Source organism: Sphingobium trunci, from assembly GCF_022664535.1.
In the GTDB taxonomy this organism is placed as follows: domain Bacteria; phylum Pseudomonadota; class Alphaproteobacteria; order Sphingomonadales; family Sphingomonadaceae; genus Sphingobium.
In genome coordinates this window covers 389,262-404,164 of the sequence record NZ_JAKUJY010000001.1, presented here as the reverse complement: position 1 = coordinate 404,164, position 14,903 = coordinate 389,262, and the positions used below count along the sequence as shown (strand labels likewise).

Below are 14,903 nucleotides of genomic sequence, written 5' to 3'. Positions count from 1 at the left end.
GCCGGAAGCTCTTGCGCCGATCCCGTCATCTGGTAGCCATGGGCACGATCAAGGGAATAGCGGATGGAACAGTCGGCCACGATGCAGGACGATGATGTGATCGACGGCCATCACGCGGTCCATTATGTCAACCGCGTGGGCTGGCTCCGCGCGGCGGTGCTGGGTGCGAATGACGGCATCGTGTCGACCGCCAGCCTGCTGACAGGCATCGCCGCCTCGGGTGCGTCCAGCCAGACCGTCCTCCTGTCCGGCATCGCCGCGCTGGTGGCGGGCGCCATGTCGATGGCGGCGGGCGAATATGTCTCGGTCAGCGCCCAGTCCGATACGGAGCGCGCCGATCTGGCCAAGGAAAAGAAGGCCTTGGCGCAGCAACCTCATGTCGAGTGGCAGGAATTGCGCGACATCTATGTCGATCGCGGCCTGACGGCGGAACTGGCCGGGCAAGTAGCGACGCAGCTCATGAATGCCGACGCGCTGGCCGCCCATGCGCGCGATGAGCTCGGCATTTCGGAAATCAGCACCGCGCGCCCGATCCAGGCCGCGCTGACCTCCGCCGCGACCTTTTCCGTCGGCGCCATCGCCCCGGTGCTGGCCGCCGTCGCCAATCCATCCCATGCCATCGCCGTCGTTGCCGTGACCTCGCTGCTCTGCCTCGCCCTGCTGGGCTATGTGGGCGCGCGGCTGGGCGGTGGCGGCATGGCGCGGTCCGTCGCCCGCGTGGTTTTCTGGGGCGTTTTCGCGATGCTCGCCACCTCCGCCGTGGGCAAGATTTTCGGCGCCGCCATCTGACCGCGCCCTGTCAGGAGAAAAGACATGACCGATATCCAGCAAATTCCGCTCAAGACCATCAAGGGCGCCGACGCCAGCCTGGCCGACTATGCGGGCAAGGTCGTGCTGGCGGTCAATGTCGCGTCCAAATGCGGCCTGACCCCGCAATATGAGGGCCTCGAAAAGCTCTACAGCGATTACAAGGACAAGGGGCTGGTCGTCGCCGGCTTCCCCGCCAATGATTTCGGCGCGCAGGAACCGGGCAGCAATGACGAGATCGCGACCTTCTGCACCACCAATTTCGGCGTCGATTTCCCCATGTTCGAAAAGATCGTCGTCACCGGCCCGGAAAAGCACCCGCTCTACGCCGCCCTCACCAGCGCCCAGCCCAAGGCGCAGGGCGACGGCGACACCTTCCGCGAACGGCTGAAGGGATATGGCCTCACCCCGAATCCGGAACCTGAAGTCCTCTGGAATTTCGAGAAGTTCGTGATCGCGAAGGATGGCAGCGTCGCGGCGCGCTTCGCCCCCACGACCGCGCCGGACGACGCGGCTCTGCTCGCCACGATCGAGGCTGAACTCGCCCGGTGACAGGCGTTCAATCGCAATGGGTAGAGCTGGCCTGACCTTGGTTTACCTCACCTTAACCACGCCCTGCTAGGCACGGGACGGGGTGGGAGGGTCATCAAGGAGAAACCGAGATGACATCGATTGTTTCAAGTCAGTTCAATTCACCGCGGGCCATGATGGATTCCCGCATTTCAGCCGCGGCTTCGGCCGGTTCGATCAGCACTGCCGATCAGACCGCGCTCGAATCCGCGCTGGACAATATCGATAAAAGCCTGGCGTCCAGCGATGGGAAGCCGACATCGGGCATCAAGGACCGTATCGACGACCTGATCCAGCAACAAGTGGATGCAGGTACTCTGACGACCGACCAAGCCAAGGAATTGCAGGGCTTCTTCGCGCAGGGCCGTGGCGCTGCGGATGGTCCCGATGGTCCCGGTGGTCCCGATGGCCCCGATGGCGTGGATGGCGCGGATGGTCAGGAAACGGGCGTGCAGGGCGTGGGACATCACCACCATCATGCGCCGCCGCCCTCGTCCGCCAGCGACGATGGATCGACCGGGACTACGGACACGGCCGACGCGACCCAGCAGCTCGATACGCTGATCGCCTTTCTGCAACAGCTTCGCAGCAGCCTTTCCAGTTCGACCTATGGCAGCACCAGCACGAGCAGCACGACTTCCAGCTCGTCGGACAGCAGCAATTCCGGGCTAGTGGTGAACGCCGCTGCCTGAACCGGAAAAGCCAAATTTCTCGACAGGGGCGGCGGGGGAGCATTAGGACGGATCGACATTCAGAAGATGAGGAGCCGGAAATGGTGATTTTTCGTGACCCGGAGCGCGGCGGACAAATCCTCCGTGAGCACCCGAAGCGCGGAAAAGCTGCCATTTGCAGGCCCTCAGGGCCGAATGTCGATCCGTCCTAGCGGGCGCCATGCAATCTCCCGCCACTTTCCCGCCGCAGATCGGCCCGGTCCTCGAAGCGTTGAGCATCACCGGCACCTTCGTCTTTGCCGCCTCCGGCGCATTGGCCGCCGCCCGCCTGCGCCAGACCCTCGTCACCTTCGCCTTCTTCGCGCTGGTCACGGGGGTGGGGGGCGGCACGGTCCGCGACCTGCTGATCGGCGCGCCGGTCTTCTGGGTCCATGACGCCGTGCCCGCCATAGCCTGCATGATCGCGGCGCTGCTCGTCTGGTTCACGCCCCGCCGCCTCTGGAGCGACCGCGCGCTCGACTGGCTCGATGCGATAGGTCTCGCCGCCTTCGCCGTCTACGGCGCGGCCAAGGCGCTGGGCTACGGCGTTCCGCCCTTCGTGGCGGCGATGATGGGCGTCGTCACCGGCTGCGTCGGCGGCATCATGCGCGACCTGCTGGCGCATGAACCCTCGATCCTGCTGCGCCCGGAACTCTATGTCACGGCCGCGGCATTGGCGTCGGGCCTGTTCGTGGCGTTGCGCTGGGGCGGCATGGAGGTGCCCGTCGCGGGCGTGATCGCTGCGCTGCTCGGTTTCCTGCTGCGCGCCATCGCCATCCGCCGCGGCCTTGGCCTGCCGCTCTACAAGCAGGCGCAGGAGTGAATGTCGATTTGGGCCTTATTCTTCCTTGGTCATTACCGTGCAGGCGGGGATGACGATAAGGGTCGGTTTTCAAACGTTCGGCTTTGCATAGAAGCGATCAAGAAAATGGTCGTTCATCCAATCCTCATATCCGAGGAGTTCGCCCTCCCGCCGTTCGTGATCGCGCGACCAACTGAGGCTTGATTTGAGTTCAATCATTTCATCGATCCGCCATTGCTCCCCAGGCAAAGCAAAGAAGATATGGTGCAGCGTGTAGCTGCGCCCTTCAATGGGCGGCGAGAAATGGTCTCGTCGAATGAACCGACCATCAGCGACATGTCGATCAAATAGCCTCAGATAGCGTTCAACCGCTTCTGGAAACTGGCCCTCGCCATCAGCAAAAACTGCTAAGGGCTTCGCTCGATCGAGCATCATGCCCAACTCTCTATTTGTATGCAGCGTGTAGGGTAGCGTTTTCGCGAGCGGGATTGGCATTCCCCTGATTATCATGCTTCGTACGCCCACCGCCATGGCCGCTTTAGGCGCGTTCCAAAAATGCGCTGAGCGACAAAAGCGGGTCGCCGGCTGCTGAGTTGCTTGAGATTACCTGCTGCCATCGCGAGGGTGAAAGAAAGCAGACGATCAATAGGGATGATACCAATAGACGCCTTGGCTTACGGTCGCGAACCTGCCCTTCGGTTCCGGAATTTCCCGCTCTTTTAGTGGAATAAAATACCCCGAGCCCCCGTCGAAACTCGGTATGATGAGTATATCCACGCCATCTGCGAGAACGGTGATGCTTTTAGGATTTAGGCTTGCGATTGTCTGCGGCCATTTGCTCTTCGGGACGGTTATCTGAGCCTTCGTTGCGGCGTTCTTGATCAGCGTTTGAGCCTCGATCCGAACCTCGTGAAGGGTGGATTGATCATGAATAGGGCGAGCGCATGCCATGAGCAGAGCCGGTGCTGCCAACGCGAACCAACTAATTTTCCGCATTCCGTCTGTTCCCTCAGCTGGACGAGATTAGCGGATAAAACGGAAGGTCTGCAATTAGGATGAGGGGCTTATGGCTTAACGGCGAAAAATGGTCGTTTTAAGCCAGAACCCCTTCGTCATGCCGGGCTTGGCCCGGCATCCTGCTTTCTTTCTTATGGGCTACGAACGAAGAAGCGGGACCCCGGATCAGGTCCGGGGTGACGGTTGATGGCCGAAACCCCTCAGCCCTTCAACAGTCCCACCAGCATCGCCCACATCCCATGCCCATCCGCCGCCTTGGCCACCCGCGGTGCGCCATAGCCCCGGCACTCCAGGCAGTCCGCCCGCACGCCCGCGCCGTTCACCAGCGCCCGCACGTCGGCCACGGCCTGTAACGCCCAGTTGCGCTGCACGATCGCCTGCCGTCCCAGCAGATCGCGCCCCATCCGGCTACCCGACGCCCCGGCATCGTCATCCTCCTCGCGTTCCATCACCGACTGGATGAACTCGGCGAACTTGTCCGGCTCCTTCTCGATGCGATAGGGTCTGGCCTTGCCCGGATCGACTTTCGCCAGCTTCGCGGCCTCGGCAATCGCATCCTCCAGCCCGCCGAAGCGATCCACCAGCCCGATCTGCCGCGCCGTGCCGCCGTCCCACACGCGGCCCTGCGCGATCGCGTCGATCTGCTGCGGCGTCTTGCGCCGGGACTGTGCGACCAGCCCGACGAAGCGGCCGTAAATATCCTCGACTCCCATCTGCATGATCCGGTCGAATTCCGGCGTCGTGCCGCCGACCACATCGGGCTGCCCCGACAGCGGCGTCGTCTTCACGCCATCGGTGGTGACGCCGATTTTCGCCAGCGTCCCCTCGAAGCTCGGGATGATGCCGAACACGCCGATGGAGCCGGTGATCGTGTCCGGCTCGGCAAAGATGACGTCAGCGGGCGTCGACACCCAATAGCCGCCGCTCGCCGCGACATTGCCCATGGAAACGACGACGGGCAGCCCGTCGGACTTGGCGGCCATGATGGCGCTGCGGATCTTTTCCGACGCCATCACCGACCCGCCCGGCGAATCGACCCGCACCACCAGTGCCTTCAGGTCCTTCTCGGCCAGCGCCTTGCGCAGCAGCGCCGAAATCGTGTCGCCCGCCGCCGTGCCGGGGCCAGCCTCGCCATCGACGATATCGCCCGCGATGGTCAGCACGCCGATGTCGCCGCCATTGGCGGGCTTGTGCGCCTTCATATATTTTCGAAGATCGATGCTCGCGAAATCCCCGGTCTTCTCGTCCGGCGCATCGCCCGCAACCTCCGCCACCCGCGCGCCGAACGCCGCCTCGTCGCCCAGCTTGTCCACCAACCCCGCATTCAGCGCCGCCTTGGCCAGATTGCCGCCCGCGGACTGCGCCAGCGCCGCCGGATTGCTGACATAGGCCGCCAGCTTCGCTTTCGGCCGGGCCTTGGCGACGTCCTGCTGCCAATCCTCCCACAGCGCATGGGCGAGCGCCTGATTGGCTTCCTTCGCTTCGGGCGACTGGCCCGTCCGCGTGAACGGCTCGACAAAGCTCTTGTAGGTGCCGACGCGATAGACATGGGTGTTGACGCCCAGCTTGTCGATCAGACCCTTATAATAGAGCCCCGATCCGCCCCGGCCAATGATCGCCACCCCGCCCAGCGGATCGACCCAGCTTTCGGTCGCATGGGCGGCCAGTTGATAGCTGTCGTCGCTATAGATGGTGGCAAAGGCGAAGACCGGCTTCTTCGCCGCGCGCACCGCGTCCAGCGCCTTGCCGACCCGTGCCAGCGCGACCTGCCCCCCGCCCGCAAAGCCGTCGAGGTTCAGCACCACCGCCTTGACCTTGCCATCGTCCTTCGCGGCGTCCAGCGCGGCGACGATGTCGGCAAGGCCATATTCCCTTGCCTTGTCTTTGGAGCCGGTCAGCAGCGCCATCGGATCGACATCCGAAGGCTGCTCGACGATGCTGCCGTCCAGTTTCAGCAGTAATGCGCCGCTGCTCACATTCTGGGCAGGCCTGGGCGACCAGGACAGCGCCGCATAAAGCGCCCCGAAGAACAGCAGCAGGAACAGCAGCACCAGCCCGTCCTTGATCGCCACCAGGATGCGCCACACGCCCTTCACAAAAGCCAAGATGCCGGTTCCTTCCTTAAACGCCCGAGAGGGCTAACCCATCGGCGGATCGACTGCAATGTGGTGGCGGGCGGGAGCCGCACAAGCTTGCGCCGGACGAATCCCACGTTATGGGAGGGCGCAACTCATGGCTTTTCGTGCAGGAGACACGCTTCATGCCCACGCTCGTCCTCATCCGTCACGGCCAGTCGGCCTGGAACCTCGAAAACCGTTTCACCGGCTGGTGGGATGTGGACGTGACCGAGAAGGGCGCGGAGGAGGCTCGCGCCGCGGGCCGCCTGATGGCGCAGAAGGGGCTGGACTTCGACCAGTGCTACACCTCGGTCCAGACCCGCGCGATCAAGACGCTGAACCTGGCGCTGGAGGAAATGGGCCGCCTCTGGCTCCCGGTCGAAAAGGACTGGCACCTCAATGAGCGCCATTATGGCGGCCTCACCGGTCTCGACAAGGCGGAGACGGCGGCCAGGCATGGCGACGCGCAGGTCAAGATCTGGCGCCGCAGCTTCGACGTGCCCCCGCCGCCGCTGGAGGCGGGCAGCGAATTCGACCTGTCGAAGGACCGCCGTTACGCGGGCATCCCCATTCCCTCGACGGAATCCCTGAAGGACACCATCGCCCGCGTGCTGCCCTATTGGGAGGCACGCATCGCCCCCGACCTCAAGGCCGGCAAGCGCGTTCTCATCTCCGCCCACGGCAATTCGCTCCGCGCGCTGGTCAAGCATCTCTCGAACATCCCCGATGACGAGATCACCGAACTGGAAATCCCGACCGGCCAGCCGATCGTCTATGACCTCAACGACGACCTGACGGCCCGGCACCGCTATTATCTCTCGGAACGCTGAGAAACCCTCCGTTAAAGGCGTTGCCCCTTCGCGGTCCTCCCGCTAAGGGGCTTTGCTTTCCGCCATTCCAAGGAAAGCACAGGGAAGAATGACCGGGGCAATGCAAGCCGTGGAAGTCGGCATCATCATGGGCAGCCGTTCCGACTGGGAAACGATGCGCCACGCCTCCGAAACGCTGGAAGCGCTCGGCGTCGCCCATGAATGCAAGGTCGTCTCCGCCCACCGCACCCCCCAGCGCCTCTATGATTACGCCACGGGCGCGGTCGGCCGCGGCCTCAAGGTCATCATCGCGGGCGCTGGCGGCGCCGCGCACCTTCCCGGCATGACCGCCTCCATGACCCGCCTGCCGGTGCTGGGCGTCCCCGTCGAATCCAAGGCGCTGAAGGGCATGGACAGCCTGCTCTCCATCGTCCAGATGCCCGGCGGCATCCCCGTCGGCACGCTCGCCATCGGCAAGCCCGGCGCGATCAACGCCGCGCTCTTCGCCGCCTCGATCCTCGCCACCACCGACGCAGCCCTGGCCGGACGCCTCGACGCCTGGCGTGAAAAGCAGACCAACGACGTAGCGGAAACCCCCGAATAAGATGACCATCATCCCGCCCGGCTCCACCATCGGCATACTCGGCGGCGGCCAGCTGGGCCGCATGATCGCGATCGCCGCCGCGCAGCTTGGCTATTGCACCCATATCTACGCCCCGGAAAGCAGCGGCCCTGCCGCCGATGTTTCCCCGCGCTGGACCCAGGGCGCCTATGAGGATGCCGCCGCCCTAGCGGCCTTCGCGGACGGCGTGGATGTCGTCACCTATGAATTCGAGAATATCGATCCTGCGGCTGTCGAGGTCCTCGCCACCCACGGCCTCGTCCGCCCCGGCGCCCAGGCGCTGCGCGTCGCGCAGGACCGTCTCGCCGAAAAGCGCTTCGTCTGCGATCTCGGCGGCCTGACCGCGCCCTTCGCCCCGGTCGAAAGCCTGGACGACCTGGAGGGAGCGCTCGACCAGATCGGCAGCAGGGCGATCCTCAAGACCAATCGCATGGGCTATGACGGCAAGGGCCAGGCGCGCCTGTCCGACCCCGGCGACGCGGTCGGCGCGTGGAACGCGATAGGCCGCCAGAGCGCCATCCTCGAAGGCTTCGTCACCTTCGCGCAGGAATATTCGGTCATCCTCGTACGCGGCGCCGACGGCGAAATCCGCTTCTGGGACAGCGCGGCCAATGCCCACAGGGACGGCATTCTCGATACCTCCACCGTCCCCGCCGGTCCCCTGATCGAAGGCCAGCTTGCGCAAGCCCGCGCCCTGGCGTCGAAGGTCGCCGACGCCCTCGACTATGTCGGCGTCCTGACGCTGGAATTCTTCGCCAGCGCCGACGGCCCGGTCTTCAACGAAATGGCCCCGCGCGTCCACAATAGCGGCCACTGGACCATCGAAGGCGCGCTCACCAGCCAGTTCGAAAACCATGTCCGCGCGATCTGCGGCCTGCCGCTGGGCGACACCGGCCTTGCCGCCACCAGGGTCGAGATGCGCAATCTGATCGGCGCGCAGGCCAATGACTGGCTGCAGATCCTGTCCGACCCGGCCAACCATCTGCACCTCTACGGCAAGCATGAAGCCCGCCCCGGCCGCAAGATGGGCCACGTCACCCGCCTGACCCTGTGACCCAAAGCCCTGAAATCGTCCTCATCCTCGCCCGCGCCGACAATGGCGTGATCGGCAAGGACGGCGACCTGCCCTGGCGCCTGCCCGCCGACCTCAAGCATTTCAAGGCGCTCACCCTCGGCCACCCCATGGTGATGGGCCGCAAGACCTTCGACAGCCTGCCCGGCCTGCTGCCCGGCCGCCGCCACATCGTCCTCACCCGCGACAGGGGTTGGACAGGGGAGGGCGCCGAAACCGCCCACAGCCCGCAGGACGCCATATTGCAGGCCGCCGCCCCCACCGTCGCCGTCATCGGCGGCGCAGAAATCTACAGCCTCTTCCTCCCCCTCGCGCACCGCATCGAACTCACCGAAGTCCATGCCGATGCGGAAGGCGACACCCGCATCGCCTATCCCGACCCCGCCGACTGGCAGGAGAGCGCCCGGCAGGATCATCCGGCGGAACATGGCCGCCCCGCCTACAGCTTCGTCACCTTTTTGCGAGCCGCCGCGCATTGCCAGCGGCCGGACGCGCCCCTATAGCGCGCCTCATGGAGCGGCTGCACAGCAGCGACCCGATGCCAGCCCATCTGCGCGGCAGCATCATGGCGCTGGGGAATTTCGACGGATTTCACGCCGGGCATCAGGCGGTCGCCCGCCGCGCGATGGAGCTTGCCCGTGCGCAGGGCCGCCCCGCCATCATCGCCACCTTCGATCCGCACCCGATGCGGCTTTTCCGCCCGGACACGCCCTGGTTCCGCCTCACCACGCTCGACCAGCGCGAACGCCTGTTCGCCAGGGCGGGGGCCGACGCCATGCTGGTGTTCGACTTCACCCGCGAACTGGCCGCGCTGGACCCCATGGCCTTCGTCCGCCTGCTGGCCGACTGGGGTGTCGCGGGCGTCGTCACCGGCGAGGACTTCACCTTCGGCAAGGACCGTGCGGGCACCATCGAAACCCTGGCCGGGCTGGGCGCGTCGCTCGGCCTCACCGCGCAGGCCGTCTCCCCCGTCACCGGCGCGGACGGAGAGGTCATCTCCTCCACCCGCATCCGCCAGGCGCTCAGATCGGGCGACTGCGCCACCGCCACCCGCCTGCTGACCCGCCCCTTCACCATAGAGGGCGTCGTCCAGCATGGCGACAAGCTCGGCCGCACCATCGGCTTCCCGACCGCCAATATCGACCTTGGCCATTATCTGCGCCCGGCCTATGGCATCTACGCCGTGCGCGGGCTGCTGGCGGACGGCCGCATCCTGGACGGCGCCGCCAATCTCGGCATCCGGCCCAGCTTCGACCCGCCCAAGGAATTGCTGGAGCCGCATTTCTTCGACTTCGCCGAAAGCCTCTACGACCAGCGGATCGAAGTCCAGCTCATCCACTTCCTCCGCCCCGAAGCGAAATATGACGGCCTCGACCCGCTGATGGCCGCCATTGCCAGGGACTGCGACGATGCGCGGCAAATCCTTGCGGGAACGCCCCGCCTCGCCTAATGCCGCGCGATAAATCAGCATATAGCTAAACCGCGCGGACCCCAATGACCGACCAGCCCAGCCAAGAAAAAGACTATAAGAGCACCGTTTTCCTGCCCGTCACCGACTTTCCGATGAAAGCAGGCCTCGCGCAGAAGGAACCGGCCATTTTGGCGCGCTGGGAGGAAATGGACCTCTACGGGCGTCTGCGCGAGCGGCGGAAGGGCCGCGAACGCTTCATCCTCCACGACGGCCCGCCCTATGCCAATGGCGACATCCATATGGGCCATGCGATGAACAAGGTGCTGAAGGACATCATCGTCCGCAGCCAGTCCCTGCTCGGCAAGGACGCGCCCTATGTCCCCGGCTGGGACTGCCACGGCCTTCCGATCGAATGGAAGATCGAGGAGGAATATCGCAAGAAGAAGCAGAACAAGGACGAGGTTCCCGCGCAGGAATTCCGTGCCGAATGCCGCGCCTATGCGGACAAGTGGGTCGGCGTGCAGAAGGAACAGTTCAAGCGCCTGGGCGTCATGGGCGACTGGGACGATCCCTATCTCACCATGAAGTTCGACGCCGAAGCCACCATCGTCGGCGAACTGCTGAAATTCGCGGAAAGCGGCCAGCTCTATCGCGGCGCCAAGCCCGTCATGTGGTCCCCGGTCGAAAAGACCGCGCTGGCCGAGGCGGAGGTCGAATATGAGGACATCGTCTCGACCCAGATCGACGTGGCGTTCGAGATCGTCGAAGCGCCGAACGCGCCCGAACTGGTCGGCGCCCATGCGGTGATCTGGACGACGACGCCCTGGACGATCCCGGTCAATCAGGCTTTGGCTTACGGGCCGGAGGTGGATTATGCGGTCACGTCCTGCACGGGCCATGACGGCAATTTGCTTGGCCGCTTCTTGATCGCAACGGAACTGATCGCAGCCTTTCAAAAGCGCGCTGATGCGGCTCTTCGCGGTGTTGAAAGTCCCGAAGTTGTTGGCGTCTGGAGCATCGACAGCTTCGTGCGTGGCTCCCAACTTGCCGGAGCTGTCGCCCGCCACCCGATGCACCATCTCGGCGGCTTTTTCGCCAGGCCGCGCCCGTTCCTCGCGGGTGATTTCGTCACCACCGACGCGGGCACGGGCCTTGTCCACATGGCGCCCGACCATGGCGAGGACGACTTCGCGCTCTGCAAGGCGAACGGCATCAACCCGGTCTTCGCGGTTGAGAATGACGGCAAATATCGCGAGGACTGGCTCTGGCTCGGTGGCCAGGGATCGGTCATCAACCCCAAATTCGTCGGCAAGGACGGCCCGATCTGCACCGACCTGCGCGAAGCGGGCGGGCTTCTGGCGGCCTCCGACGACTTCAAACACAGCTACCCCCATAGCTGGCGCTCGAAGGCGAAGATCATCTTCCGCTGCACCCCGCAATGGTTCATCCCCATGGATCGTAGGGCGAACAGCGACCTGCCGGGGGCAGGTCGCAGCCCGGAGATCGGCGCGCAAAGCGCGCCGTGGAATCCCTCTCCCCTTGTGGGAGAGGGAAGGGGCCCGCTCGCGTCAGCGAGTGGGAAGGGTGAGGGCGACAACGCCGCCACCCTGCGCGAACTCGCCCTCAACTCCATCGAACACACACGCTGGGTGCCGGAACGCTCGATCAACCGCATCCGCTCGATGGTGGAGGGCCGCCCCGACTGGGTGATCTCCCGCCAGCGTGCATGGGGCGTCCCCATCGCCCTCTACGTCCATCGCAAGACCGGCGAATATCTCGTCGACAAGGCAGTGAACGCCCGCATCATCGAAGCGTTCAGGGGCGCAGGAGCCGATGCATGGTTCGGCGCCGACCATCAGGCGCTGCTCGGCCCCGATTACGACCTGGGCGACTATGAGGTCGTGAACGACATTCTCGACGTCTGGTTCGACAGCGGCTCGACCCACAGCTTCGTGGTCGAGGGCCGCTACGGTCCCGATGCCCGCGCCGACCTCTATCTGGAAGGCTCCGACCAGCATCGCGGCTGGTTCCAGTCCTCCCTGCTCGAAAGCAGCGGCACCCGCGGCCGCGCGCCCTATGACGCGGTCCTCACCCACGGCTTCGCGCTGGACGGGCAAGGCCGGAAGATGTCGAAGAGCCTCGGCAATGTGGTCGATCCGCTGAAGGTCATCGCGGAGAGCGGCTCGGATATTTTGCGCGTCTGGGTCGCCAGCACCGACTATTTCGACGATGTCCGCATCGGCAAGGAAGTGCTGGCCGGTTCGTCCGACGCCTATCGCAAGCTTCGCAACACTTTCCGCTACTTGCTGGGCGCTCTTTCCGATTTTTCGGAAGAGGAGAGGCTCGCCCCGGCCGAGATGCCGGAACTGGAGCGCTACATGCTCCATCTGCTGGCCAGGCTCGACGCCGAATTGAAGGGCGTGGTGGACAAGGCGGCAGACAGCGAGAACTGGCTGGAATTCAGCCGCTACACCCGCGCGCTGATGGATTTCGCCAACAGCGACCTCTCGGCCTTCTTCTTCGACATTCGCAAGGACTGCCTCTATTGCGACGCGAAGCCGGACCCCAAGCGCCGTGCCTATCGCACCGTGCTCGACACGCTGTTCCACGCGCTGGTCCGCTACGCCGCGCCGATCATCCCCTTCACCGCCGAGGAAGTCTGGCAAAGCCGCTATCCGGACCCTGACGAAAGCGTCCATTTCCTCGAATGGCCGCAGGTCGATGCGGCATGGCTCGACGAGGCGCTCGATGCCAAATGGACCGAACTGCGCAACCAGCGCGACCAGGTCAACGAAGCGATCGAACCGCTGCGCCGGGAAAAGATCGTCCGCTCCAGCCTGGAGGCCGACGTCACCATGGGCGAATTGCTGGCCACGGGCGGCGTCGATTTCGCGGAAATCGCCATCGTCGCCCGCGTCGAGATGGGCAAGGGCGACGGCATCGTCGTCAAGCCCAGCGAATGGCACAAATGCGGCCGCTGCTGGCGCCTGCTGCCGGAAGTCGAGGAAGACGGAGCGCTCTGCGACCGCTGCGACGGGGTGCTGAAAGCATAAGGCAAAAAACCTGTCCTACACGGCCCGGACTGCGCTATAGGCACCGGGCCTTTCGGGGCCTGTAGGAAAATAGGAAAAAAATGGCGGCTTTGCAGCTTCTCATCGTGTCACCTATGTCACCCAAATCTTCTCCGGCAGCTTGCTGATGACGGCCGTCAACCACCGTCCGCTGGGCCTGACCGTGGCGATCGTCACGCTCGCGCTCGACCAGCTGGTGAAATATACCGTCACCTATCCGCTGGCGCTGAAAAGCCGGATGGACGAGGGCATTGAAATCCTGCCGATCTTCCGCCTGCGCTGGCTGGAAAATCGCGGCGTTTCGATGGGTTTCTTCCATGCCGACACCAACATGATGCGCTGGATCCTCGTCGGCATGACCATGTTGATCGCCGGGTTCGTGGGCGTGTGGATGTGGCGCGAAAGGGCGCGGCAGGATGTCGCGGCGCTCGGCCTCGTGCTGGGCGGCGCCATCGGCAATATCGTCGATCGGGTGCGCCTTGGCTATGTCGTCGACTATGCCGACCTGCATTTCGGCGAATGGCGGCCTTTCCTGATTTTCAACCTGGCCGACGCGGCCATCACTTTCGGCGTGCTGATCCTGCTTGCGCGGGCGCTTCTGCTGCGCGAGAAGGGCGCAAAGACGGAGTCATTGAACTAATGCGTAAATTGATCCTCGCCGCTGGCCTGATTTCGATGTTGTCCGCTTGCGGCGGTGGCGGCGGTGGCGGCGGTCTGTTCAGCCGTGCCCGCCCCGACGAGTTCTCCGTGGCGCGCCAGGCTCCGCTGGTGATACCGCCCGATTATGCGCTGGTCCCGCCCGCGCCGGGCACCCCGGCCGCCGCTTCCATCGATTCGAGCAAGGCCGCCATGGAAGCCATGTTCGGCGGCCCAGCCCCCCGCAGCCCCGGCGAAAGCGCCACGCTGAATGCGGCCGGCCGCGTCAATGCGGCGGCTGGCATCCGCTCCTCGGCGGGTGATCCGGGCACCGAAGTGGTGGACAAGGGCGCCGCCACCCGCGACATCATCGCCGCCCCGGAAGGCGACGGCCAGGACGCCCGCGCCGCCGCGCCGCAGCAATAGCAGCCGCCACTCAGGGCTGGTTCTCGACAAAATCCTTGAACCGGCCCAACGTCCCCTCCCACTGGCTCTCCACTTGGTCGAGCCAGTTCCGGGCCTCCGCCAGGCTTTGCGGCTGCAGGGTGAACAGCACTTCCCGCCCGCTCTTCGTCCGCCGCACCAGCCCAGCCCCCAACAGCACGTCCAGATGCTTGGCCACGGCCTGACGGCTGATCGGCAGGCCATCGCCCAGCTGGACGATCGACCGCTCTCCGCCATCGGAAAGCCGCCCGATCAACCCCAGCCGCGTCGCATCCCCCAAAGCCGCGAACAATCGGGCAGGGGAATCCTCAACCCTCGGCATAATCGCGAATATTCTTCACCTGCTCGGCCCAGCCGCCGTCATTCGACCGCATCACATTGCTCCGCCTGGGCTCGGGAACCTTGTCGAAGCCGCTCTCGGTCACGGTCAGCCGGGTTCCGGTGCTCGCGGGCTCCAGCACGAATTCCACCAGCGTCCATTCCGGCACCGCCACCCCGCCTTCCATCAGCGCCTTGTCACCGCCGGTCGCCGGCCATTCATAGGCAAAGCGCGTCATCGGCTCGATCGCCACGATCCGCGCCTCCCAGCGATAATCCTCATAGCCGGGATAGGTCATATGTCCCGTCGAAGCCTGACCCACCGCAAAGGGCTGATCCAGCGCCACCCGGAACCAGGTTCCGAATTTCTCATGGTCGATCAGCGCGTCCCAAACCTTCTCGACGGGCGCGGCGATCTCGATGGTCTTGATGATCGAATCGGTCATATCGGCAACCTCCTGGTTGCCAATATGCAGTGCTGTAGAATTTATGCAACC

At 64.8% G+C, this 14,903-nt stretch carries 17 protein-coding genes; 12 read left to right on the top strand and 5 right to left on the bottom strand.

The window, feature by feature from the left end; genetic code table 11:
- The first annotated feature begins 63 nt into the window (after positions 1-63).
- The 4 genes from MJ601_RS01845 to MJ601_RS01830 all read left to right on the top strand — a co-directional run bounded on the left by MJ601_RS01845 (position 64) and on the right by MJ601_RS01830 (position 2,910).
- Positions 64-789: a VIT1/CCC1 transporter family protein gene (locus tag MJ601_RS01845; RefSeq protein WP_242122861.1), complete on the top strand. Its 726-nt coding sequence runs from the start codon at positions 64-66 to the stop codon at positions 787-789.
- Between the two features lie 24 nt (positions 790-813).
- Positions 814-1,359 carry a glutathione peroxidase gene (locus tag MJ601_RS01840; protein WP_242122860.1) on the top strand — a complete coding sequence of 182 codons (546 nt, stop codon included), beginning with the start codon at positions 814-816 and terminating at the stop codon, positions 1,357-1,359.
- Positions 1,360-1,469: 110 nt separating this feature from the next.
- Positions 1,470-2,069 carry a hypothetical protein gene (locus MJ601_RS01835; RefSeq protein WP_242122859.1) on the top strand — a complete coding sequence of 200 codons (600 nt, stop codon included), beginning with the start codon at positions 1,470-1,472 and terminating at the stop codon, positions 2,067-2,069.
- Positions 2,070-2,268: 199 nt separating this feature from the next.
- The gene (locus tag MJ601_RS01830; protein WP_242122858.1) at positions 2,269-2,910 is read left to right on the top strand and encodes a trimeric intracellular cation channel family protein; all 642 of its coding nucleotides are present in this window, start codon (positions 2,269-2,271) and stop codon (positions 2,908-2,910) included.
- Between the two features lie 69 nt (positions 2,911-2,979).
- Here MJ601_RS01830 and MJ601_RS01825 read toward each other — a convergent pair whose 3' ends face one another.
- From MJ601_RS01825 to sppA, 3 genes are all read right to left on the bottom strand, one after another.
- On the bottom strand, positions 2,980-3,324 hold the full coding sequence (locus tag MJ601_RS01825) for a hypothetical protein (RefSeq protein ID WP_242122857.1): 345 nt from the start codon (positions 3,322-3,324) through the stop codon (positions 2,980-2,982).
- A 207-nt stretch (positions 3,325-3,531) separates the two neighbouring features.
- The gene (locus MJ601_RS01820; protein WP_242122856.1) at positions 3,532-3,885 is read right to left on the bottom strand and encodes a hypothetical protein; all 354 of its coding nucleotides are present in this window, start codon (positions 3,883-3,885) and stop codon (positions 3,532-3,534) included.
- A 221-nt stretch (positions 3,886-4,106) separates the two neighbouring features.
- Entirely contained in the window at positions 4,107-6,011 is a 1,905-nt protein-coding gene (gene sppA, locus MJ601_RS01815) for a signal peptide peptidase SppA (RefSeq protein ID WP_242122855.1), read from the bottom strand.
- 155 nt (positions 6,012-6,166) lie between these two features.
- Between sppA and gpmA the strand changes: the two genes are divergently transcribed.
- The 8 genes from gpmA (at position 6,167) to MJ601_RS01775 (ending at position 14,070) form a co-directional block, all read left to right on the top strand.
- Positions 6,167-6,853: a 2,3-diphosphoglycerate-dependent phosphoglycerate mutase gene (gpmA, locus tag MJ601_RS01810; protein ID WP_242122854.1), complete on the top strand. Its 687-nt coding sequence runs from the start codon at positions 6,167-6,169 to the stop codon at positions 6,851-6,853.
- Between the two features lie 88 nt (positions 6,854-6,941).
- Entirely contained in the window at positions 6,942-7,436 is a 495-nt protein-coding gene (purE, locus tag MJ601_RS01805) for a 5-(carboxyamino)imidazole ribonucleotide mutase (protein WP_242122853.1), read from the top strand.
- A gap of 1 nt (position 7,437) precedes the next feature.
- Positions 7,438-8,508 (top strand): 5-(carboxyamino)imidazole ribonucleotide synthase, encoded by a 1,071-nt coding sequence (locus tag MJ601_RS01800; RefSeq protein WP_242122852.1) that lies wholly within the window; start codon positions 7,438-7,440, stop codon positions 8,506-8,508.
- Positions 8,505-9,029 (top strand): dihydrofolate reductase, encoded by a 525-nt coding sequence (locus MJ601_RS01795; RefSeq protein WP_242122851.1) that lies wholly within the window; start codon positions 8,505-8,507, stop codon positions 9,027-9,029. Before MJ601_RS01800 ends, MJ601_RS01795 begins: the two co-directional genes overlap by 4 nt.
- Positions 9,030-9,037: 8 nt before the next feature.
- On the top strand, positions 9,038-9,976 hold the full coding sequence (locus MJ601_RS01790) for a bifunctional riboflavin kinase/FAD synthetase (RefSeq protein ID WP_242122850.1): 939 nt from the start codon (positions 9,038-9,040) through the stop codon (positions 9,974-9,976).
- Between the two features lie 44 nt (positions 9,977-10,020).
- Positions 10,021-12,990, top strand: a complete 2,970-nt coding sequence (gene ileS / locus MJ601_RS01785) for an isoleucine--tRNA ligase (RefSeq protein ID WP_242122849.1) — start codon at positions 10,021-10,023, stop codon at positions 12,988-12,990.
- 145 nt (positions 12,991-13,135) lie between these two features.
- The gene (gene lspA, locus MJ601_RS01780) at positions 13,136-13,648 is read left to right on the top strand and encodes a signal peptidase II (RefSeq protein ID WP_242122848.1); all 513 of its coding nucleotides are present in this window, start codon (positions 13,136-13,138) and stop codon (positions 13,646-13,648) included.
- Positions 13,648-14,070: a DUF3035 domain-containing protein gene (locus MJ601_RS01775; RefSeq protein ID WP_242122847.1), complete on the top strand. Its 423-nt coding sequence runs from the start codon at positions 13,648-13,650 to the stop codon at positions 14,068-14,070. The genes lspA and MJ601_RS01775 overlap by 1 nt, the downstream gene beginning before the upstream one ends.
- A 10-nt stretch (positions 14,071-14,080) precedes the next feature.
- Here the strand turns inward: MJ601_RS01775 and MJ601_RS01770 are convergent, their stop codons facing one another.
- Both MJ601_RS01770 and MJ601_RS01765 read right to left on the bottom strand, forming a co-directional pair.
- Complete coding sequence (locus tag MJ601_RS01770) at positions 14,081-14,410, bottom strand: ArsR/SmtB family transcription factor (protein ID WP_242122846.1); 330 nt, start codon at positions 14,408-14,410, stop codon at positions 14,081-14,083.
- Positions 14,397-14,852, bottom strand: a complete 456-nt coding sequence (locus MJ601_RS01765; protein ID WP_242122845.1) for an SRPBCC family protein — start codon at positions 14,850-14,852, stop codon at positions 14,397-14,399. The genes MJ601_RS01770 and MJ601_RS01765 overlap by 14 nt, the downstream gene beginning before the upstream one ends.
- Positions 14,853-14,903 lie beyond the last annotated feature (51 nt).